At 69.8% G+C, this 21,286-nt stretch carries 19 protein-coding genes; 7 read left to right on the top strand and 12 right to left on the bottom strand.

Annotated features, from left to right (window positions below; genetic code table 11):
* Positions 1–273 precede the first annotated feature (273 nt).
* Genes QOM21_RS34955 through QOM21_RS34935 form a run of 5 tightly spaced genes read right to left on the bottom strand, consistent with a single transcriptional unit; the run spans position 274 to position 5,072 of the window.
* A complete protein-coding gene (locus tag QOM21_RS34955) occupies positions 274–942 on the bottom strand; it encodes a potassium-transporting ATPase subunit C (RefSeq protein WP_407555102.1) in 669 nt (222 codons plus the stop codon).
* A gap of 5 nt (positions 943–947) precedes the next feature.
* Positions 948–3,086 (bottom strand): potassium-transporting ATPase subunit KdpB, encoded by a 2,139-nt coding sequence (gene kdpB / locus QOM21_RS34950; RefSeq protein WP_407555101.1) that lies wholly within the window; start codon positions 3,084–3,086, stop codon positions 948–950.
* The gene (kdpA, locus tag QOM21_RS34945) at positions 3,083–4,747 is read right to left on the bottom strand and encodes a potassium-transporting ATPase subunit KdpA (RefSeq protein WP_407555100.1); all 1,665 of its coding nucleotides are present in this window, start codon (positions 4,745–4,747) and stop codon (positions 3,083–3,085) included. Before kdpA ends, kdpB begins: the two co-directional genes overlap by 4 nt.
* Positions 4,748–4,755: 8 nt before the next feature.
* Positions 4,756–4,845, bottom strand: coding sequence for a K(+)-transporting ATPase subunit F (gene kdpF, locus QOM21_RS34940; protein WP_055544543.1), 90 nt, complete (start codon positions 4,843–4,845; stop codon positions 4,756–4,758).
* Positions 4,842–5,072, bottom strand: coding sequence for a hypothetical protein (locus QOM21_RS34935; RefSeq protein WP_407555099.1), 231 nt, complete (start codon positions 5,070–5,072; stop codon positions 4,842–4,844). The genes kdpF and QOM21_RS34935 overlap by 4 nt, the downstream gene beginning before the upstream one ends.
* A 276-nt stretch (positions 5,073–5,348) precedes the next feature.
* On the opposite strand from QOM21_RS34935, the gene QOM21_RS34930 reads away from it, so the two are divergent.
* Entirely contained in the window at positions 5,349–6,254 is a 906-nt protein-coding gene (locus tag QOM21_RS34930) for an endonuclease/exonuclease/phosphatase family protein (RefSeq protein ID WP_407555098.1), read from the top strand.
* Between the two features lie 127 nt (positions 6,255–6,381).
* Here the strand turns inward: QOM21_RS34930 and QOM21_RS34925 are convergent, their stop codons facing one another.
* From QOM21_RS34925 to QOM21_RS34910, 4 genes are read right to left on the bottom strand one after another with little or no spacing between them, the layout of a single operon-like run.
* Positions 6,382–7,122, bottom strand: a complete 741-nt coding sequence (locus QOM21_RS34925) for a VOC family protein (protein ID WP_407555097.1) — start codon at positions 7,120–7,122, stop codon at positions 6,382–6,384.
* A gap of 48 nt (positions 7,123–7,170) precedes the next feature.
* On the bottom strand, positions 7,171–7,725 hold the full coding sequence (tpg, locus tag QOM21_RS34920) for a telomere-protecting terminal protein Tpg (protein ID WP_407555096.1): 555 nt from the start codon (positions 7,723–7,725) through the stop codon (positions 7,171–7,173).
* Between the two features lie 5 nt (positions 7,726–7,730).
* Entirely contained in the window at positions 7,731–9,884 is a 2,154-nt protein-coding gene (gene tap, locus QOM21_RS34915) for a telomere-associated protein Tap (RefSeq protein WP_407555095.1), read from the bottom strand.
* A gap of 22 nt (positions 9,885–9,906) precedes the next feature.
* Positions 9,907–10,257: a hypothetical protein gene (locus QOM21_RS34910; RefSeq protein WP_407555094.1), complete on the bottom strand. Its 351-nt coding sequence runs from the start codon at positions 10,255–10,257 to the stop codon at positions 9,907–9,909.
* Between the two features lie 253 nt (positions 10,258–10,510).
* On the opposite strand from QOM21_RS34910, the gene QOM21_RS34905 reads away from it, so the two are divergent.
* Positions 10,511–11,116 carry a dihydrofolate reductase family protein gene (locus tag QOM21_RS34905; RefSeq protein ID WP_407555093.1) on the top strand — a complete coding sequence of 202 codons (606 nt, stop codon included), beginning with the start codon at positions 10,511–10,513 and terminating at the stop codon, positions 11,114–11,116.
* Between the two features lie 229 nt (positions 11,117–11,345).
* The gene (locus tag QOM21_RS34900) at positions 11,346–12,809 is read left to right on the top strand and encodes an MFS transporter (protein ID WP_407555092.1); all 1,464 of its coding nucleotides are present in this window, start codon (positions 11,346–11,348) and stop codon (positions 12,807–12,809) included.
* A 59-nt stretch (positions 12,810–12,868) separates the two neighbouring features.
* Here QOM21_RS34900 and QOM21_RS34895 read toward each other — a convergent pair whose 3' ends face one another.
* Both QOM21_RS34895 and QOM21_RS34890 read right to left on the bottom strand, forming a co-directional pair.
* Positions 12,869–13,987, bottom strand: a complete 1,119-nt coding sequence (locus tag QOM21_RS34895; RefSeq protein ID WP_407555091.1) for a M20 family metallopeptidase — start codon at positions 13,985–13,987, stop codon at positions 12,869–12,871.
* Positions 13,988–14,186: 199 nt separating this feature from the next.
* A complete protein-coding gene (locus QOM21_RS34890) occupies positions 14,187–16,589 on the bottom strand; it encodes an ATP-binding cassette domain-containing protein (RefSeq protein ID WP_407555090.1) in 2,403 nt (800 codons plus the stop codon).
* Positions 16,590–17,091: 502 nt separating this feature from the next.
* Between QOM21_RS34890 and QOM21_RS34885 the strand changes: the two genes are divergently transcribed.
* The 4 genes from QOM21_RS34885 (at position 17,092) to QOM21_RS34870 (ending at position 20,410) form a co-directional block, all read left to right on the top strand.
* Complete coding sequence (locus tag QOM21_RS34885; RefSeq protein WP_407555994.1) at positions 17,092–17,466, top strand: helix-turn-helix transcriptional regulator; 375 nt, start codon at positions 17,092–17,094, stop codon at positions 17,464–17,466.
* Between the two features lie 10 nt (positions 17,467–17,476).
* Positions 17,477–17,893, top strand: coding sequence for a VOC family protein (locus tag QOM21_RS34880; protein WP_407555089.1), 417 nt, complete (start codon positions 17,477–17,479; stop codon positions 17,891–17,893).
* 184 nt (positions 17,894–18,077) lie between these two features.
* Positions 18,078–18,578, top strand: a complete 501-nt coding sequence (locus QOM21_RS34875; RefSeq protein WP_407555088.1) for a DinB family protein — start codon at positions 18,078–18,080, stop codon at positions 18,576–18,578.
* A 233-nt stretch (positions 18,579–18,811) separates the two neighbouring features.
* Positions 18,812–20,410, top strand: a complete 1,599-nt coding sequence (locus QOM21_RS34870) for a cytochrome P450 (RefSeq protein ID WP_407555087.1) — start codon at positions 18,812–18,814, stop codon at positions 20,408–20,410.
* A gap of 247 nt (positions 20,411–20,657) precedes the next feature.
* Here the strand turns inward: QOM21_RS34870 and QOM21_RS34865 are convergent, their stop codons facing one another.
* Positions 20,658–21,188 carry a GNAT family N-acetyltransferase gene (locus QOM21_RS34865; protein ID WP_407555086.1) on the bottom strand — a complete coding sequence of 177 codons (531 nt, stop codon included), beginning with the start codon at positions 21,186–21,188 and terminating at the stop codon, positions 20,658–20,660.
* Positions 21,189–21,286 lie beyond the last annotated feature (98 nt).

Genomic DNA, 21,286 nt, shown 5'->3' with positions numbered 1-21,286 from the left:
TTCTCACGTACGCGCCGGATCGGGCGCCCTGTCCTGCTCCTGCTCCTGCCTGCTCCTTCCTACACCCGCACATGGACGGCCCGCGCACGGACGCCACGGACAGTCGATCATTTGTCCCCCGCGGACCAGGAATGATCCGTTTCGCTTCCGTGGGCACGGTGGCCCCTGGGAGGGCCATGAGCGTCATTGCCGCCGCGAGACGACGGCAAGCCGCCGGACCCGTGGACGTTCCACGGCCCGGCGGCTGCCGTCTCTTGCTTGCGGCTCATGCCCTCAGCTCTTCGCGATCAGCTCCTTGAGCGCGATGTTCAGCTGGAGGACGTTCACCGTGGGCTCACCCACGAAGCCGAGGATCCGGCCGTCGGTGTGGCCCTCGACCAGCTTCTCGACCTGATCGAGGCCGAGCTTGTTCCTCGCGGCGACGCGGTGGATCTGGAGCTGTGCGTACTCGGGGGAGATCTGGGGGTCCAGCCCGGAGCCGGAGGAGGTGACCGCCTCGGCCGGCACGTCCGCCGGACGGACCTGGTAGCCGCCCACCGAGTTGTCCTTGACGACGGCGGCCTTGGCGTCGGTGACCCACTTGACGAGGTCTTCGTTGTCGCCGGAGCGGTTGGTCGCCCCGGAGAGGATGAGCTCGTAGCGGGTGTTGGCGCTGTTCACGCCGAGCCCGTTGGAGGGGCGCGGCTGGAACCACCGCAGGTCCGGCGCGGGGGTCTCCTCGCCCTTTCGCAGCGGCAGGTCATAGCGCTGACCGATGAGCTCGGAGCCGACGGCCTTGCCGCCGGCGGTGATCTGGGAGCCGTTGGCCTTGTCGTTGAAGAGGCCCTGCGCGACACCGGTGACGGCGAGCGGGTAGACGACGCCGCAGACGACGGTCAGGACGAGCAGGGCCCGCAGCCCGGCCCAGATCAACCGTGCGGTGTTTCCTACAGAGTTGTTCATGGTGGTCACCCGATGCCAGGGATGAGGGAAAGGAGCAGGTCGATGATCTTGATGCCGATGAACGGTGCGATCAGCCCGCCCAGACCGTAGATGCCGAGGTTGCGGCGCAGCATCCGGTCGGCGGCCATCGGCCGGTACCGCACGCCCTTCAGGGCCAGCGGGACCAGCGCGATGATGACCAGCGCGTTGAAGACGACCGCGGAGAGGATCGCCGACTCGGGCGAGGCCAGCCGCATGATGTTGAGGGTGTCCAGGCCCGGGTAGGCCACCGCGAACATGGCCGGAATGATGGCGAAGTACTTCGCGACGTCGTTGGCGATGGAGAACGTGGTCAGCGCGCCGCGGGTGATCAGCAGTTGCTTGCCGATCTCGACGATCTCGATGAGCTTGGTCGGGTTGGAGTCCAGGTCGACCATGTTCCCGGCCTCCTTGGCGGCCGAGGTGCCGGTGTTCATGGCCACCCCGACATCCGCCTGGGCCAGCGCCGGGGCGTCGTTCGTGCCGTCGCCGGTCATCGCGACGAGTTTGCCGCCGGCCTGCTCGCGCCTGATCAGCGCCATTTTGTCCTCGGGCGTCGCCTCCGCCAGGAAGTCGTCCACCCCGGCCTCGTCGGCGATCGCCTTGGCCGTCAGCGGGTTGTCACCGGTGATCATGATGGTCTTGATGCCCATCCGGCGCAGCTCGGCGAACCGCTCCCGCATGCCGTCCTTGACGACGTCCTTGAGGTGGATGACGCCCAGGACCCGGGCGCCCCTGTCGTCCTCGACGGCCACCAGCAGCGGCGTGCCGCCGGCCTGCGAGATGGCGTTGCCGAGCGTGTCGGCGTCGTCGGCGACGGTGCCGCCGCGCTCCTGTACCCAGGCGGCGACCGAACCGGACGCGCCCTTGCGGACCTTGCGCCCTGCGACGTCGACGCCCGACATGCGGGTCTGGGCCGTGAAGGCGATCCATTCGGCGTGCTCCAGCTCGCCCTGGTGGCGCTCGCGCAGACCGTACTTCTCCTTGGCGAGGACGGCGATGGAGCGGCCCTCGGGCGTCTCGTCGGCGAGCGAGGAGAGCTGGGCGGCGTCCGCGACCTCGGCCTCGGTGGTGCCGCCCACCGGGACGAACTCGGCGGCCTGGCGGTTGCCGAGGGTGATGGTGCCGGTCTTGTCCAGCAGCAGGGTGGAGACATCGCCCGCCGCCTCGACGGCGCGTCCAGACATCGCCAGGACGTTGCGCTGGACGAGGCGGTCCATACCGGCGATGCCGATGGCCGAGAGCAGGGCGCCGATCGTCGTCGGGATCAGGCAGACCAGCAGGGCGGTCAGCACGATCATCGACGTCTGCTTGTCGGCGCCCGCGTAGAGGGCGAACGGCTTCAGTGTGACGACCGCGAGCAGGAAGACGATGGTGAGCGAGGCGAGCAGGATGTTGAGCGCGATCTCGTTGGGCGTCTTCTGCCGTGCGGCCCCCTCGACGAGGTTGATCATCCGGTCGATGAAGGTCTCACCGGGCTTCGTCGTGATCCTGATGACGATGCGGTCGGAGAGCACCTTCGTCCCGCCGGTGACGGCGGAGCGGTCACCACCGGACTCCCGGATCACCGGAGCCGATTCACCGGTGATCGCGGACTCGTCGACGGAGGCCACGCCCTCGACGACGTCACCGTCTCCGGGGATGATGTCGCCCGCCTCGCAGACCACGAGGTCTCCGATGCGCAGGTCCGTCCCCGGCACCCGCTTCTCGGCCTCCCCGTTGAGCCGTCGCGCCACGGTGTCGGTCTTGGCCTTGCGCAGGGTGTCGGCCTGCGCCTTGCCGCGGCCCTCCGCCACCGCCTCCGCCAGGTTCGCGAAGAGCGTGGTCAGCCACAGCCAGGCCGCGATGGCCCAGCCGAACCGGTCGCCCGGGTCCTTGGCCGCCAGGACGGTGGTGACCACCGAGCCGACCAGCACCACGAACATGACCGGGGACTTGACCATCACCCGGGGGTCGAGCTTGCGTATCGCGTCCGGCAGGGACTTGATCAGCTGTTCGGGGTCGAACAGCCCTCCGCCGACCCGGCCGGTCCCGGGCCCGCTGCCCGTGGGCCGGTCCGCGTGCGGTGCGGGTACCGGCGCGGTGGTGGAAACGGAGTCGTCGTGTTTCTTTACGTCGAGGGTCATGACGCCAGTCCTTCGGCGAGCGGTCCCAGCGCCAGGGCCGGGAAGTAGGTCAGACCGGTGATGATCAGAATCGTGCCGACCAGCAGCCCGGTGAAGAGCGGCTTCTCGGTGCGCAGCGTGCCCGCCGTGGCGGGGACCGGCCGCTGCTCGGCGAGCGAGCCGGCCAGCGCCAGCACGAACACCATCGGCAGGAACCGGCCGAGCAGCATCGCGAGTCCGATGGTGGTGTTGAACCACTGCGTATCGGCGTTCAGGCCGGCGAAAGCGCTGCCGTTGTTGTTGGCGCCCGAGGTGTACGCGTAGAGGATCTCGGAGAAGCCGTGCGCACCCGAGTTGGTCATCGAATGCACCGGGGTGGGCAGGGCCATCGCCGCGGCGGTGAAGCAGAGCACCAGCGCCGGGGTGACGAGGATGTAGCAGGCCGCCAGCTTGATCTCGCGGGTGCCGATCTTCTTGCCGAGGTACTCGGGCGTACGTCCCACCATCAGGCCCGCGATGAACACCGCGATGATCGCGAGGACCAGCATGCCGTACAGCCCCGAGCCGACGCCGCCGGGGGCGATCTCGCCCAGCTGCATGCCCAGCATGTTGATGCCGCCGCCCAGTGCGGTGTTGGACGAGTGGAAGGAGTTGACCGCCCCCGTCGAGGTCAGCGTGGTGGCCACCGAGAAGATCGCCGAGGCGCCGATGCCGAAGCGGGTCTCCTTGCCCTCCATCGCACCGCCGGCGATGTCGAACGCCGGACCGTGGTGGGCGAACTCGGTCCACATCATCAGTGCGGTGAAGCCGAGCCAGATGGTCGCCATCGTCGCGAGGATCGCATAGCCCTGCCGCAGACTGCCGACCATCCGGCCGAAGGTGCGGGTGAGCGCGAAGGGGATCAGCAGGATCAGGAAGACTTCGAGGAGGTTGGAGATCCCGTCAGGGTTCTCGAAGGGGTGGGCCGAGTTGGCGTTGAAGTAGCCGCCGCCGTTCGTGCCCAGCTCCTTGATCGCCTCCTGTGAGGCGACCGCGCCGCCGTTCCACTGCTGGGTGCCGCCCATGAACCGGCCGACCTCGTGGATCCCGGCGAAGTTCTGGATCGCGCCGCACGCGACCAGCGCGAGCGCACCGAGCACGGCGATCGGGAGCAGGACGCGGACGGTGCCGCGCACCAGGTCGGCCCAGAAGTTGCCCAGCTCACCGGTGCGGGACCGGGCGAAGCCGCGTACGAGTGCCACGGCCACGGCGATGCCGACGGCGGCGGAGACGAAGTTCTGCACCGCCAGCCCGGCGGTCTGCACGACGTGGCCCATGGCCTGCTCGCCGTAGTAGGACTGCCAGTTGGTGTTCGACACGAACGACGCCGCGGTGTTGAACGCCTGGTCCGGGTCGATCGAGGAGAAGCCGAGCGACCCGGGCAGACTGCCCTGCAGCCGCTGCAGCAGATAGAGGAACAGGACACCGACCGCGGAGAAGGCCAGTACCCCGCGCAGATAGGCGGGCCAGCGCATCTCGGCGTCGGGATTGGCGCCGATGGCCTTGTACATCCACTTCTCCACCCGCAGGTGCTGGGTAGAGGAGTAGACGCGGGCCATGTGGTCGCCGAGCGGACGGTATGCCAGCGCGAGAGCTGCGATCAGCGCGAGCAGCTGGAGCACACCAGCGAGGACGGGGCTCATTTCTGTGCTCAGAACCTCTCCGGGAACACAAGGGCGAGGACCAGGTAGCCCAGCAGCGCGACGGCCACGATCAGGCCGACAATGTTTTCGGCAGTCACAGCTTCGCCACCCCCTTGGCGATGAACGCCACCAACGCGAAAACCGCGATCGTGGTGACGATGAAGGCCACGTCGGCCATCAGGCACTCCTGAAAGAGATCCGGGTCGGAATCTGACCTCTTGAGGAAAGCGTGTTTTCGGCCGTTCGCCGCGCCCGTTGACGCCTTCCTTACGGCCCGGCGCCCGCCCTTGACACATCCCTGACGGCAGCGCTCTGACCTGCGCAAACGAGCGCCCTCCGTGCCGCGCTGCGCTCCCCACGGGACCTGGACCGCGGCACACACGCGTGGGGCGCAGAACTGATCCACCCCGCCGGCTCGTCTTGGGCGGAGCAGGTCGAACGGAGGGAAGCCATGGTGGAGCACGCGCGGGCTGAGCGTCAGGAGGCATCGAGGGGGAAGACCGGAACCTCGTGGTGGGGGCGTCGCCGGACCGGACGATGCGCTTCCGACGAGGACGCGAAGGGAGATGCGAGCAGTCGGTCGGCCTGGCGACGGGGGCGGGTGCCGGCCGCACTCGCGGTGCTGACCGCCGGGCTGCTCGCGTTCCACCGGGCCGTGCCCAACTCCGTGGGCCGCGTCGGCAGCCTGCTGGAGGCGTTCCTGCCATGGCTCGGCCTGATGGTCCCGGTACTGCTCGGCCTGGCCCTGCTGCGCCGTTCGGCCGCGGCGCTGGTGGCCCTGCTCCTGCCGTCAGTGGCCTGGACGTACCTCTTCGGCGGACTGCTCCTGCCCGAGGCGGACGGCGCCGCACACGAGGTGGTGGCGGTGCAGCACAACGTCAGCGACGAGAACACCGACCCGGCGGGCACCGCTCGCGCCCTGGCCGGCGCCGAGCCCGACCTCATCGCGCTGGAGGAGCTGACGCCCCGGGCACTTCCGGTCTACGAGAGGACCCTCGCCACGGACTACCCGCACCACGCCGTCCGGGGCACCGTCGGCCTCTGGTCGAAGCATCCGCTGACCGACAGCCGACTGCTGGACATCAGACCCCGGGGACTCATGGAGACGTGGAACCGCGGGCTGCGGACCGTGGTCCACACGCCGCACGGCGAGATCGCGGCGTACGTCGCGCACCTGCCCTCGGTCCGCGTCGGCGCGGGCGGCCTGGCATCCTCCCGGCGCGATGAGAGCGCCGGCCTGCTGGGCAAGGCCGTGGCCGCCGAGAAGCTGCAGTCGGTGATCCTGCTGGGCGACCTCAACAGCACGGTCGACGACCGTGGGCTGGCACCGCTGACCTCACGGATGAACGCCGCGGAACGGGGCTTCGCCTTCAGCTTCCCCGCCGACTTCCCCGTGGCCCGGATCGACCAGGTCATGGCCCGCTCGGCGACCGTGGACCACGTCCGCACCCTGCCCGCCACCGGAAGTGACCACCTGCCGATAGCCGCTCGGATCACGCTCGACTGAAGGCAATGGCGCGGCGACAACAGCCCTTCCTACGCGCCCACTTGCTACCACGGCACGGACGACCGGGATCCTTGCGCGTGAACACCCGAGGCTCACATGTCGGGGTGTCTGTCGCCGAGGCTCCGTGTCAGGACGGGGCGAGGACACAGAATTCGTGGCCTTCCGGGTCGGCCAGGCACGTCCACGGGACGTCGCCCTGGCCGACGTCGAGGTCGGTGGCGCCGAGGGCCCTCAGCCGGGCCACCTCCGCTGCCTTGTCGTCACCGGGATACGGCAGCAGGTCAAGGTGGACGCGGTCCGGCACGGTCTTCCCGCCGGGCGTGCGAAGGAACTCCAGATACGGGCCGACACCCTTGGAGGAGCGCAACACCGCACTTTCGTCGGTCACTTCGTGCAGGGTCCAGTCCATCGCCTCGTCCCAGAACCGGGCCATGGCACGCGGATCCGCGCAGTCGACCACCACTGCGGCGATCGGCCCGGTGTCCCGGTAGACCTCCCGAGGCTCCAGCACGCAGAACTCGTTGCCCTCCGGGTCGGCGAGAACGGTCCATGGCACGTCTCCCTGGCCCACGTCGGCGGGCGTCGCACCAAGAGCCTGGAGGCGCTCGACCAACTCCGCCTGATGGGCCGCGGAAGTGGTGGCGAGATCGAGGTGCACACGGTTCTTTGCCGTCGGCTTGGGTTCCGGCACGGGAATGACATCGACGCAGACGGCGACCGGGTCCGGCCATACGGGGCCGCCGGCGGGTCCGACGTAGGTGACCACGCCGAGGCGGTAAGCACTCCAGCCGAGCGCCTCCGCCCAGAACCGGCCGACCGCCGCGGTATCAAGAGCCTTGATGTTCACCTGAACGGGACGCAGTGCCATACCGGCGATCCTATGGCGGGGCGCGGCACAGCGGCCGGAACCGAAGCCCTAGAAGTCCATCTCGACGTAGTCGATGTCGGTGAACTCCACCTGCAACCCGGGAGCCCGGCGGCCGCGGTCCTTGAAGTAGATCTCCTGCAAGCCTTCGGCGGCGATGGCCTGGAGCTGCTGATCGTTCGCCCCGGCGGCGTGGGCGTCGAAGAGGCGGGCGGCGTAGGCGGGGGGCAGGTGCTGGGTGATCAGGCGGATCCGGGCGTCGTCGGTGCTGCCGGGAGCGGCGGTGAAGCCGAGGCGGGCGCGGGTTTCGATGACGATGCCGCCGGTCGTGGCGGCCTGCTTCGTGGCCCGCTCGCGGATGCGGGGCTGCCAGCGTCTGCGCACTTCCTCGGCGAGGCGGGCGGCGAGGTCCTTGCGGGGGCGTTTGATCTGGCCGGTGAGATAGCGCTCGACGGTGCGCTGGGAGACGCCCAGGCGTTCGGCGGCGGCCTTGGTGCCCTTCTCGCTCTTGACGAGGAAACGCATCTGGGCCCGGGGGGATTTGGGGAGGGGCCGGGTGAAGGTGTTGGCGGTGGCCTTCTCGATGCTGTCGCTGAAGATGCCCACGGTCCCTACTCCCCGTCTGCGGCGGCGTCGGCGCCCTTGATGTGCCGGGCGGGGTTGTGGCCCTCATCGAGCATCTGCGCCGCCCACATCATCGACTGCGTGCCTTCGTGCTTGACCATGCCCGGCGAGACACCCAGACGGAAGCCGCCCGGCAGCGGCTTGCCGTCGGGCGTGCGCGGCAGGAAGTCGAGCGGGCCCGGCCCGTCGGACAGGTAGACGGCGCAGTCGGACAGCACGGCGATCGGGAACAGTCCGGCGCCTTCCGCGAGTTTGAGCATCTTGCGGTGCATGTTGATGCGGGCGGCGGAGATCACCGCGGCGCGGATGTCGGGCCGCCAGGTGGGTCGCTCCAACGACGGCCAGCGCTGCCCGGGCCGGTAACCGGCGCCCTGCGGGCGTTCGCGCAGCTTGCCGATGCCGCCCTTGACCGTCGCCTTGATCGCGGACAGTACGGCGGCCTGGGCGGGGTCGGCGTCCTTGTGGTGCTCCATCGCAGCGAGGAAGTCCGCTTCGCTCATCCCGGAGACGACGCCGAGGCGCTCCATGACGGCCATGTAGGCATCGCGCAGCCGGGTGTACCAGGCGTCCAGATACGGGCCGCTCTCGGGGCGCACATGGGCCTCGATCGGCCTGACGTCGTGGCCGAGTTCGGCGGCGTACGCGACGGTCGGCGTCGCGTACCAGGCGGGCCCCTCGGGACGGGCGCCGTGCGGGGTGAAGGGGTTGGGGAGGCGCGGGTCGAAGTCGATGTGGGAGAGGTCGACCAGCCAGCTGCCGGGCACCGTCTTGTCGAATGCCGGGGCCTTGACGTGGACGGGTGCGCCCAGGCCGAGGGTGAGGCGGTTGGCGGCGGCGGCGAAGGCCATGTTGACGTCGACGCCGACCGCGAACTGCCGCGCGCACTCGCCGTCGGTGAGCAGTTCCGGGTCCCGGATCCACTCGTAGGCTTCCTCGTCGAGGACTTCGGCAGCCGTGCGCCGGTGGCCGCGGGGATACAAGGAGGCGACGACAGGATGCTCGTCCGGGGCCTCCGGCGGGGCCGGGTCCACCGCCTGCGTGAGAGCGCCGGAGTTGGGGCCCGAGACCCAGGTGCCGGCCGCTTCGTCCTTGACCGGGCGGGTGGGCGGACGCAGGGCGGTCATCAGCTCCAGACCGCAGACCGCGGCCGACCCGCGCGGGGTGATCACGCGGGTGGCGTAGTCGCCCAGGACCCGGGCGAGTTCGGGAGCGTCCAGCTGGTCGGCGTCGCCCCATGCCCGGGTGTCGAGCGCGCCCCAGGGCAGGACGGCCAGTTGGACGCACTGGCGTCGGCCCTCCTGGGCGGGCCGGTAAATCCTGGCCCAGGGGCCGAAGCCCCGGCGGGTGAGCTGCCACTCGGCGCGGGCGAGCCCCCGCACCACCGGGTGGTCGTCGGGCAGACGCAGGCCACGGCGGTCTTCGAGGACAGAGGGAAGGCCGAAACGGCCGGCGGCCGAGGCGGTGAGGACGATCAGCGGGTCGGCGTCCTTGCCGTGCCGGTGCAAGCGCGTCGCGCCCAGCTTCGCCTCCCGCAGCGCCCAGTCCACCAGAGCGGGCAGATCCGTGGCCGGGCTGTCCAGCACGATGCCGTCGACGCCGTAGGCCGAACCGTCACCGTCGAGCACGGCGAGGGGGCCGTCGGCGAAGCGCGGGTCGGCAGGGACAGCGGCCGTCTCCTTCGGCGCGGCCTTCGCACGCGGACCGCGGCGCCGGTCGGCGGGGGCGGTCGCCGTGGCCTGTGGCGCGGTCTTCACGCGCGGTCCACCGGGGGCAGTCTGCCGTCGGCTGTCGGCGGCCGGGCGGGCGGGCCCCGGCTGCGCGGCGCTCGCTCGCGCCGGCGGTTCCTGGCCGGTCTGCGCGGTCTGCGTCGGCTGCGCATCCCCGGGCCGGGGGGCGAGTTGCGCGGCCATCCCCTCAAGAAGCTTGGCGTACGCGGCGCGGGTCGCGCCCTGGGGTTCGCTGCGGCCCGACTCCCATCCGGCGACGGTATTGCGGGCCACCCCGAGCGCCTCGGCGACCTCGGCCTGGCTCAGGCCGTAGTCGGTGCGCAACCGGGCCCGCTGCGCCGGCTCCGGCAGCGTGGTGCGGCGTGGCCCGGACTTCAGCAGGGTTTCGACGGGGTCGGGTGTGCGGCTGGCCATCTCGGTGCGGGATCCCTTCGGCTCAGTCCTGGCCGGTCTGGTGGGCGTAGTGCGGGTCGGCGTCGAGGAAGGCCCGCAGATGCTGGCCGGTGAGAATCCGGGCGGGATTACGTCCGGGCGGCAGCGGAAGCCGGTGCCCAAGCGCCCACTGGAAGCGCGGCGTCGGGGCCAGGTCGAGGACGTACTTGCCGTCGGTTCCGGGAGTGTTGCCGAGCACTTCGAAGGCCCCTACACACACACTGCCGTCGACGAAGGCGAGCAGGAAGTCGCCGTGCTGCACGATGGTCTGCTCCGAATAGCGCCAGGCCCGGGAGGCGGCCTCCTCGACGGTGCGACCCTGCCGAAGTCCCTGGCGCACATCCACGGCCAGCATCCGAACCCGCCTCCCTCCACCTCTATGAGCGAACCAAGGCAACTGTACCTCAGAACAACCTTCTTTATCGGCTGATAAAGCGCGGCGGATCCACCGCGGAGGGGCGCTGACGTGGGCAAAGGGGTGCCGGGCCGTGCGCAGCGGTCACGGGACGTGTCGGGTGGACCGGAAGGGCCCGGCACGGACCGATGAGTTTTTCCATGATCCGCAGTCCTAGGTCATGTCTGTCGCCATTATCAGCAGGAGGAGTGCCATGAGGATCGTCGCCATCAACCACGTCACCCTGGACGGCGTCACGCAAGGCCCAGGCCGCTCCGATGAGGACACCCGCGACGGATTCACCCACGGCGGCTGGGCCGCCGAACGGGACGGGGACGAGGCCATCGCGAAGGCGTGGGGCCGGCGCCTGACCGCCAGCGGCGGGTACCTCCTGGGCCGCCGTACCTACCAGGACGTTCTGACCCACTGGAACACCCAGGACAGCCCGTTCCGCGACGCCCTCAACAACGCCCCCAAGTACGTCGCGTCCAACACCCTGACCGAGCCGCTGCCGTGGCCCAACTCCACGCTGCTCAGCGGCGACGTCCCTGCGGCGGTCGCCGACCTGAAGAAGGCCCCGGGCGATGACCTGCACATCATGGGCAGCGGCGCATTGATTAAATCCCTCTCCCCGCTCGGCCTCGTCGACGCATACCTGCTCTGCATCCACCCGCTCGTGCTGGGCTCCGGGCGCCGCCTGTTCACCGACGGCTTCTCCCCCACCGGGTTCGATGTCGTCGAGACGACCACATCCGCCACCGGCGTCATCATCGCCGACTATCGGCCGCACCCCGCGCCCGGAGCCGGCATCGGAAGGTGACGAGCGGGCCCCCGGAGTAGCAGCTGTTCGCGGCACTCCCATGCAGGCCACCGGAGCTGCGACCGACTGTGGTGGCCCTCCGATTGCCCCGGTGTTGATGACAGGTCGAGGCCGGTGAGCTGTGTAGGGTCTCGGCGGGTGTCTGCCCACGGCGAGGATCACCTCCGAACCGGCTGGGCGTCCCGCCGGCCGTACGCGCAGACCTGCCCGATCACCAGGAGTGCTCCTCTTGCGCCGCATCGAGACGTCATCCGTGCCCGGCGGTCTGGGGTGGAACCGCGACACCGCGACACTGGCGCTCCTGTCGTTCGCCATGCTGATCGTCTCGCTCGACCAGTACATCGTGGTGGTGGCACTGCCCGACATCGCGCGCGACCTCGGGTACTCAGCGCAGACACTCCAGTCGGTCATCAGCGCCTACGCGGTGGCCTCGGCCGGCTTCCTGCTGTTCGGCGGGCGGGCGGCCGATCTGCTGGGGCGTCGCCGCATTCTGGCCACCGGCCTCGGTCTCTACGCGGCAGCAGCTCTCGCGGGCGGACTCTCGACCGAGCCAGGGACGCTGCTCGCCGCCCGTGCCGTGCAGGGTCTTGGCGGAGCCCTCGTCTTCCCCACCACGTTGGCGCTCATCAACACCACCTTCGTGGAAGGCCGGATGCGCAATCGCGCTCTGGGGGTCTGGGGCGGCGCCGGCGCCGCGGGACTCGTGATCGGCGTGCTGCTCGGTGGCCTTCTGACCCAGGCGTTCGGCTGGGAAGCGGTGTTCCTGGTCAACGTGGCCTTGGCGGGACCCGCACTGCTGCTGACGTTCGTGGTGATCTCCCGGGACGGCGAGCGCGAGAAGGGCCGCACGTTCGATCTGCCCGGTGCGCTCAGCGTCACCCTGGGCGTCACGTTGATCGTGTTCGCACTGGTGCAGGGCCCCGGACTGGGCTGGCTCTCACCGGGCATCCTCGTCAGCGCCGCGGTGGGGGTGCTGCTGATCGGTGTCTTCTTCCTCGTCGAGCGGCGCAGCGACGATCCGCTCATGCCGCCCCGGCTGCTCTCGCACCGCGACCTCGTCACCGGCTCTGTCATCGCGTTCATGTTCATGGCGACGTTCGGCTCGGTGCTCTACTTCTTGTCCCTCTACTTCCAGGAAATCCTGGGCTACGACGCCTTGCAGACCGGCGCCGCCTTTCTCATTCCCACGGCGGTGGTCGTCGCCGGCTCGACGGCAGCGGGCCGGTTCGTGACCCGGTTCGGCCTTCGAGGCACCCTGGTCGCCGCCCTCGCCATCGGTGCGCTGGGCGCGGTGGGGCTCGGCCTCGCGATCACGCCGGACGGCACGTACACCGAACTGATCCCCGGACTGGTGGCGCTCAGCATCGGTGACGGCGTGGTCTTCACGACCATGTTCATCGCCGCGGCCAGCGGAATCTCCGACCGCGAACAGGGCATCGCCTCCGGTATCGCCTCCACCGGCTCCGGCGTGGGCGCGGCCGTCGGCCTGGCCCTCCTCGTCCTGGTCGCGACCGCCGGCCTCGACGGCCTCTCCGGCGAGCGGCTGCGCATCGCCACCGCCGACGGGATCAGCACGGCCCTGTTCGTGGTCGCCGGCGGTATCGCGCTGACGCTTCTCATCGCCTGGCCGCGGTGCCCGGCACCGGCCGAACCACGCCTGTCCCCCGTCCCCTACCAGACCCGCCGCTGCTGAAGGCGTGTCTCAAAAACGGACCGCGGCCTCTCCTGATCGCGCACGGATCGCCAAGGGGACTACTCGCTCTCGTGGGCGGTGCCCTTCTGAACAGCCTTCACCAGGCCGGTGACAAGGTTCGCGCGCTCGGCCATGGCGTCGACCACCAGGTACTCGTGGTCGGCGTGGGCGCCGCCCCCGACCGCTCCGAGACCGTCCAGTGTGGGCACCCCCAGCGCGGCCGTGAAGTTGCCGTCGCTGCCGCCGCCGACCGCCTTGCCTTCGAGGCCGGGGAGCAGCTTCCTTGCCACGGCGAAGAGCTCGGTCGACGTCGATTCGGGCATCGGGGGCCGGCCGACGGCTCCCTCGACCGCGATCTCCGCCTCGTCGAGATGTGGGGCCAGCGCCGCGAACGCGGACTCGATCCGCTCCTTCTCCTCGGCCGACTCGACCCGGACGTCGACGATGACGGTCGCCTCCGCGGGAACGACGTTGTCCAGGGTGCCCGCGGACGCGACGGTCGGGGTGACGGTCGTGCCGATGTCAGGTCGGCCCAGCGCGGCGATGTCCAGGACCTGATGTGCCGCCTCCACCAGGGCGTTGACCCCTGCTTCGGGTTCGAGGCCGGCATGCGACGCCCGGCCCGCGATGGAGACCTGGAACGTGCCGCAGCCCTTACGGCCGGTCTTCAGGCCTCCGCCATCGGCCGCGCCCTCGAACACCAGCACCGCCCCACAGGCGAGAGCGCGCTCTTCGATGAGCGCGCGCGAGGAACGCGAACCCACCTCCTCATCGGCGTTCACCAGGATCTCGACACCTGACAGGTCGTCGAGCGCCGCCAGGCCATGAATGGCCTGCACCAGACCACCGAGCATGTCGAAGACACCGGGGCCGGTCGCATGCCCGTCCTCGACCCTGAAGGGGCGGCGTTCAAGGGTGCCGAGCGGAAACACGGTGTCGTGGTGACCGAGGATCAGCACTTTGGGGTCGCCACCGGCCGACCAGTGCACATGCGGCCCGGCCGCGCTCTCCACGAGGACGGCCGGTCCGCCGAGGCGGCTTTCGATGACCGCGGCGACGGCTTCGGCCGATGCCCTCAAGGCGTCGAGATCGCGCGAGGGAGACTCGACTTCCACGAGCGTCCTGAGGTCCTCGAGCATCGCCTCAACACTCACACGGACGGCCTTGTGCATCGTCATGCGGCAAGGGTAGCTGGCTCGCGGAGCCCGGCCCGACCTGGTTCGAGCCCCGGTGAGAGGGCTGCCCGAGCCCTGAACCGGCCCCCGTGTACGGCCGGTTCTCTCCGCCTCTACGCGGACGTCCGCAGCCGGACCGGACCGAGTGGGACGAGTCGAAGCGGCCTGCAGAGCTCGTCCCACCGGGTCCGTGCGGGTCCGGTCAGCTGCCGACGTAGGCCGCGAGGTGCTCGCCGGTGAGGGTGGAGCGGGCGGCGACCAGGTCGGCGGGCGGGCCCTCGAAGACGATCTTGCCGCCGTCGTGGCCGGCCCCGGGCCCGAGGTCGATGATCCAGTCGGCGTGCGCCATGACCGCCTGGTGGTGCTCGACGACGATGACGGACTTGCCGGAGTCGACGAGCCGGTCGAGCAGGCCGAGCAGTTGCTCGACGTCGGCGAGGTGGAGGCCGGTGGTCGGCTCGTCGAGGACGTAGACGCCGCCCTTCTCTGCCAGGTGGGTGGCCAGCTTGAGCCGCTGCCGCTCGCCGCCGGACAGCGTGGTGAGCGGCTGGCCGAGTCGGAGGTAGCCGAGGCCGACGTCGGCGAGCCGGACGAGGATCTTGTGCGCGGCCGGCGTGCGCGCCTCGCCGGCACCGAAGAACGTCTCGGCCTCGGCCACCGACATCCCGAGGACCTCACTGATGTCACGGCCGCCGAACGTGTACTCCAGCACCTCGGCCTGGAAACGCTTGCCGTCGCATTCCACGCAGGTGGAGGCCACTCCGGCCATCATCGCCAGGTCCGTGTAGATGACGCCGGCGCCGTTGCAGGCGGGGCAGGCGCCCTCGGAGTTCGCGCTGAACAGCGCCGGCTTCACGCCGTTGGCCTTCGCGAACGCCTTGCGGATCGGGTCGAGCAGCCCGCTGTACGTCGCCGGATTGCTCCGCCGCGAGCCGCGGATCGCGCTCTGGTCGATCGTCACCACGTCCTCGCCCGCGGCCCCCGACCGGTGAGGCAGCGATCCGTGGACGAGCGAGCTCTTGCCGGAACCGGCGACTCCGGTGACGACGGCGAGCACCCCGAGCGGGATGTCGACGTCGACGTTCCGCAGGTTGTTCGTCGTCGCGCCGCGGATCTCCAGCGTTCCGGTGGGCTTTCGCACCGTGTCCTTGAGGGAGGCCCGGTCGTCGAAGTGGCGGCCGGTGATGGTGCCGCCGGCCCGTAGCCCCTCGACGGTGCCCTCGAAGCAGACGGTGCCGCCTTCCGTGCCGGCTCCGGGGCCGAGGTCGACGACATGGTCGGCGATCGCGATGGTCTCCGGCTTGTGCTCGACGACGAGCACCGTGTTGCCCTTGTCCCGGAGCCGCAGCAGCAGGTCGTTCATCCGCTGGATGTCGTGGGGGTGCAGCCCGATCGTCGGCTCGTCGAAGACGTAGGTGGTGTCGGTGAGCGAGGATCCGAGGTGACGGATCATCTTGGTGCGTTGCGCCTCGCCGCCCGAGAGCGTGCCCGACGGGCGGTCGAGGCTGAGGTAGCCGAGGCCGATTTCGACGAACGAGTCGAGGGTCTGCCGCAGCGACTCCAGCAGCGGCCCGACAGACGGCTCACGCAGACCCCGCACCCAGTCGGCGAGATCGCTGACCTGCATCGCACAGGCATCGGCGATATTGATCCGCTTGATCTTCGATGACCGGGCCGCCTCGCTGAGCCGGGTGCCGTCGCACTCGGGGCAGACGGCGAACGTCACCGCCCGCTCCACGAAGGCGCGGATGTGCGGCTGCATCGCGTCGACGTCCTTGGACAGCATCGACTTCTGAATCTTCGGAATCAGCCCTTCGTAGGTCAGGTTGATGCCCTCGACCTTGATCTTGGTCGGCTCCTTGTGGAGAAGATCGTGGAACTCTCGCTTGGTGTACTTGCGGATCGGCTTGTCCGCGTCGAAGAGGCCGCAGCCCCTGAAGATGCGGCCGTACCAGCCGTCCATGCTGTAGCCCGGGATCGTCAGCGCGCCCTCGTTGAGCGACTTGCTGTCGTCGTACAGCGCGGACAGGTCGAAGTCGGTGACCGAGCCCCGGCCCTCGCAGCGCGGACACATGCCGCCCGTGCGGGTGAAGGTCGCCTTCACGGCCTTCCGGTCGCCGCGCTCGACGGTGATCGCGCCGCTCGCCCGGACCGTGGGGACGTTGAAGGCGAACGCGTTGGGTGAGCCGATGTGCGGCTTCCCGAGCCGGCTGAAGAGGATGCGCAGCATCGCGTTGGCGTCGGTGGCGGTGCCGACCGTGGAGCGGGGGTCCGCGCCCATCCGCTGCTGATCGACGATGATCGCGGTGGTCAGCCCTTCGAGGACGTCGACCTCGGGCCGCGCCAGCGTCGGCATGAAGCCCTGCACGAACGAGCTGTAGGTCTCGTTGATCAGCCGCTGCGACTCCGCGGCGATGGTGTTGAACACCAGCGAGCTCTTGCCCGAGCCGGAGACTCCGGTGAAGACCGTCAGGCGGCGCTTGGGGATCTCGATGCTGAGATCCTTGAGGTTGTTCTCGCGGGCGCCGTGCACGCGGATCAGGTCGTGGCTGTCGGCGACGTGCGGCGCAGGCGACTTCTTGTGCGTCCTCGTGGCCATGCTCATCGTGTCTCCATCTGTTGGGCGGGGCCCGCCTTCGCGGTGTCCGTCGTCGCCTGGCTGGGTCTGATCAGCTGCGAGCCGTATGTCTGATTCTGCTCGGTCGACGCGATCGCGGCACGGTCCATTCGGAGGCGCGATCGCGGCACAGCCCGCTGTCTACCGGAGAGTCGGGGTCGGCGGAGGCGCCGGCCGAGCGCGCGGCGTCGGCCGGGGCCGCACGGCGTCCGTCCGGCTGATCACGTCCGGAACCGTCCTCGGCGCAAGGACGAAGACGTCCATGGGGCTGTCCATGACGGTCACGCTATGCGCACCTCCGTGACCGGCGCTTCTCCATTCCTGATCGGTCCGGCCACCGATATCAGGGCCGGTCAGCGGCGCCGTCCGATCGCCGGGACCCACGTGGCCGGCTCGTAGCCCTCCCCCGCCTCGGGCGCTGTGGGAAACTGAGCGGGTGAGACGTCAGAACCTCGACGACCTCGTCCGGCTGCGGCGAGCTCGCGACCGGATGGACCGCGAGTACGCCGAGCCGCTCGACGTCCCGGCGCTCGCGCGGGACGCCCTGATGTCGCCGGGCCATTTCTCCCGCAGCTTCCGCGCCGCCTTCGGCGAGACGCCCTACAGCTACCTCATGACTCGCCGCATCGAGCGGGCCAAAGCGCTCCTGCGGCGCGGCGACCTCTCGGTGACCGAGGTCTGCTTCGCGGTCGGCTGTACGTCGCTGGGATCGTTCAGCTCGCGCTTCACCGAGCTCGTCGGCGAGAGCCCGAGCGGCTATCGGGCCCGCAGTCATGATCACGGCGCGGCCATCCCCGCCTGCATCGCCAAGATCCACACGCGACCGGTCAGGAATGGAGAAGCAAACCCCGCCGCTCAGTCGTAGCGTGATCGGCATGGACATCAAGCTTTCCACCACCTTCATCGCCGTCGACGACCACGACAAGGCGATCCCCTTCTACCGCGATGTGCTCGGCCTGGAGGTACGAAACGACGTCGGGTTCGAGGGGATGCGCTGGGTGACCGTCGGGGCTCCTTCCCAGCCGGACGTGAACATCGTCCTGGAACCGCCGCTGGCAGATCCGAACGCCTCATCAGCGGACAGACAGACCATGGCGGAGCTGATGGCCAAGGGCCTGCTGCGCGGCGTCCTCTTCGCGACGGACGACTGCGACGCGGCCTTCGAGCGCATCAGCGCCGCGGGCGGCGAGGTGCTGCAGGAGCCGATGGACCAGCCGTACGGCGTCCGCGACTGCGCGTTCCGCGACCCCGCCGGCAACATGCTCCGCTTCACCCAGCCCCTCAAGAAGTGACCTCGCCGGGCCCCGCTCAGGGGCCCGGTCTCCCGGCCGTGACGGCCTGCCGCCCTCCTCCGGCCGCACGCCCACGCCGTTGCGGGAGACGGGCGTAGCCGTCCGGAACGCTTCCGGGCGCCCGGCACTACAAGGCGGCAAAAAGGGCTGTGGACGCGCGTCCACCCTGTCGTAGCCTCGGGCGATGACCGAGACGGATTCGCGCGCCGACCTGCGGCCGCCAGGGCTCAAAGCCGACGAGAAGACCACGCTGCTGACCTTCCTCGACTACCTTCGCGATGCCGTCGCGGCAAAGGTGGTCGGCGTCCCGGAGCAGGAAGCCCGCAAGCCCGGTGTGGACTCGGGCACGAGCCTGCTCGGGCTGGTCAGGCATCTGACGGCAGTCGAACACAACTGGTTCACATGGGCCTATGAAGGCACCGGGACCGACCCGTGGGATGACGAGGCTTCGTGCGCGGACGAGACGGTTCACGACGCGCTGGTGGCCTACCGGGACGCGTCCGCGAGAAGCAACCGCATTGCGGCGGCATGCGAGGACTTGAACCGGACCGGAGTCCGCTCGCTGCGTGAGACGCCGCCGCCGTCGATGCGTTGGATCCTGGTGCACATGATCGAGGAGACCGCCAGGCACGCCGGCCACGCGGACATCCTGCGTGAGCAGATCGACGGCAGCACGGGCCGGTAACCCCGGCCCCCACCAGGAGCGGACGGGCGCCAGCACAGACAACCACCACCATCCACAGGAGACAACGCCCCGATTCGGCCCAGGAGTTCGACTGTGCCGGCCGGGGCGTCACCTTCCTGCGCCACGTTTCTCCCCCGCGTCTTCTGCCCGTGGGAATCCACGCGGCCGCAGACGCTGGTGGCGTAGATCAGGTGGGCTGGTATGTGCCTGTCGCCCGGGGCGTGAGTGCGTTGATGATCAGGGATGTCCGCCCGCGATCGGGAGTTTCGTGGCTGCGGGGGTCCTGTCCGGCGGTTCTCTCACCTTGGTGGTTGTACTCGATGAGCCAGAGCAAGCACACGGCGTCCCTTTCTCGTGCTGCGGAGGACGCTCCGGAGGCGTCGTCGGGGCGTCTGCCCGGAGCATTGCCGCTGCTGGGGCATGGGGCTGCTTTGTACCGGGATCCGTTGGGGCTGCTGGGCCGGATGCGCCGCCACGGCGATCTGGTGGAGGTGCGTCTGGGGCCGCGCCGCGCATATGTGGCGTGCAGTCCTGAGGTGGTACGCGAGGTGTTGCTGGACCCGGGTACGTTCGACCGGGGCGGCGCCTTCGTTGATGCGCTGCGGCAGGTGGCGGGCAATGGTCTCATCACGTGTTTCTGGAAGGATCATCCGCGCCAACGGAGGCTGTTGCGGCCCGCGTTCAGCCGGGAGAGCCTGCGGCAGTACGTCCCGATGATGATGCGGGAGATCGAGGACGCCACCTCGACCTGGCGTGCGGGGGCGGTGGTCGACCTCTCCGCCGAGGCGCGGGTGATCGCGGCGCGCGTCGCGATCAGGACGATGTTCGCGACCGATTCGACGGACGCGGTCGCCGCGATGGAGAAGGATCTGCCCGTGGTCCTTGACGGGCTGTTCGTGCAGATCTTCGCCCGGGCGGCGCGGCTGCACCGTCTGCCGACCCGGGGGAACCGGGCCTTCGCGAAGTCGTTACGCCGACTGCACGAGGTGATCGAGGGGTTCATCACCGACTATCGGGCGCGGGACACACCGGGGAACGATCTGCTGACGTCGCTGATAACGCACCGGGACGAGGGCGGGGAGTCGTTCAGCGACGAGGAGATCCATGACCAGGTGCTGACCATGCTGGGGGCCGGGGTGGCCACGACGGCGGGCCTGCTGTCGTGGACCTTCAAGGTTCTGGCGGAACGACCTGATGTGGAGGCACGGGTACACGCGGAGGCCGACCGGGTGCTGGGCGGGCGGGCTGCCGGCGAAGCCGACCTGCCCCACCTGGAGTACATCCGGCGGGTTCTGACGGAGTCGCTGCGGATGTATCCGCCGGTCTGGCTGACCACGGAGGTCACCTCGGTCGCGACCAGGCTCGCGGGAGTGGCACTTCCCGCGGGCACCACCCTGGTGTGGAGCCCACATCTGCTGCAGCACGACCCGGCCCTGTTCGCCGACCCGGCGGTCTTCGACCCGGACCGGTGGCTGCCGGAGCGGGCGGCAGAGGTGCCGCGTGGCGCGTTCGTCCCGTTCGGCAGCGGGAGCCGTAAGTGCATCGGGGATACCTTCGCCCTGAACGAGGCGACGCTGGCCGTGGCCACCATCTGTGCCAGGTGGAGTCTGCGGCTCACTCCGGGCGCCCGGATCAGGCCGGTGGTGAAGCTGGGCTACTCACCCGGCCCACTACCGATGACATGCACGCCGCGAACACCCGCTTCGACCATGGCAGTTGGAGCCACAGCCGATGCGGAGCCCACCACATCGCCATCCTCCGCCCAGGCGGAAGTACCGGATGCCGGCCGCTGTCCGTTCACCGGCCAGGGCTCGGCCGACAAGGCGAACTGACCACGAGGGTTCTCAGCCCTGCCACTTCGGTGCCATGGCGAAGACCTCCTGTGCGGTGGAGTGGTCCGGACCGGCCCCGCCGCCCAGGAGGTCTTCGTGCCCCATCATCATGCCCGGACCGACCATTCGCGGGAGGCGGCGCCTGTCCGACCCGGGAAAGAGAAACGGGTACGCACGCCCCGCGCGCACATGCTCAAGCAAGCCGTCGCTCATGGGTGAAAGCTGCGCGGCCCCAGGCGACGGCAGGTCAGGCGGCCGGGCGGTACTCCATCTCGTACTCATCGCCCACGGCGACCGTGCGCACGAACCCGGCCTTGCGGTAGAACGCCTCAGCGCGACCGTTCTTCTCGTGCACGAACAGCCGCACGCGGCTCACGCCCTCCTGCGCCAGTCCCCAGTCGACCGCGGCCCGGAACAAGTCCTGCGCCACCGAGCCGCCCCGGCACTCCTCACACACGAAGACACCGACGATGTGGGCCTGACGCCGCTCGATGATCCCGCCGGCGAAGTCCTCCGCTCCGGGCTCTTCCACCAGCACGGTCATCGTGCCCGCCCACTCGCCCAGGGGCCCTTCGGCGATGAACTGCCGGTTCGGCCCTCCTTCGGCGCCCCTCGCCGTGCGGTCCTTCCAAAAGTCGTCGGGCCGAGCCTGAGCCTGCTCGTAGGTCTCCAGAAAGGCGAGGGGAGCCAGCGGATCTCTCAGCGCCTTCAGACGTAGTTCCTTCGCGGAGGGCCAGTCCTCCACCCGCACTTCTCTGATCACATAGTCGCCGCTCATGTCGCCCATGGTTCGGCGGGTCACGGGGTGCCCGCAACTGATTTGAGGTCGGCGAAGCTCACACTGCGCAGAGCGGAAAGGCAAGGACCCCAGGCCCC

The organism is Streptomyces sp. Pv4-95 (assembly GCF_045782725.1).
In the GTDB taxonomy this organism is placed as follows: Bacteria; Actinomycetota; Actinomycetes; order Streptomycetales; family Streptomycetaceae; genus Streptomyces.
The sequence above is the reverse complement of the archived record's forward strand: the minus strand, read 5'-3'. Positions and strand labels throughout refer to the sequence as shown.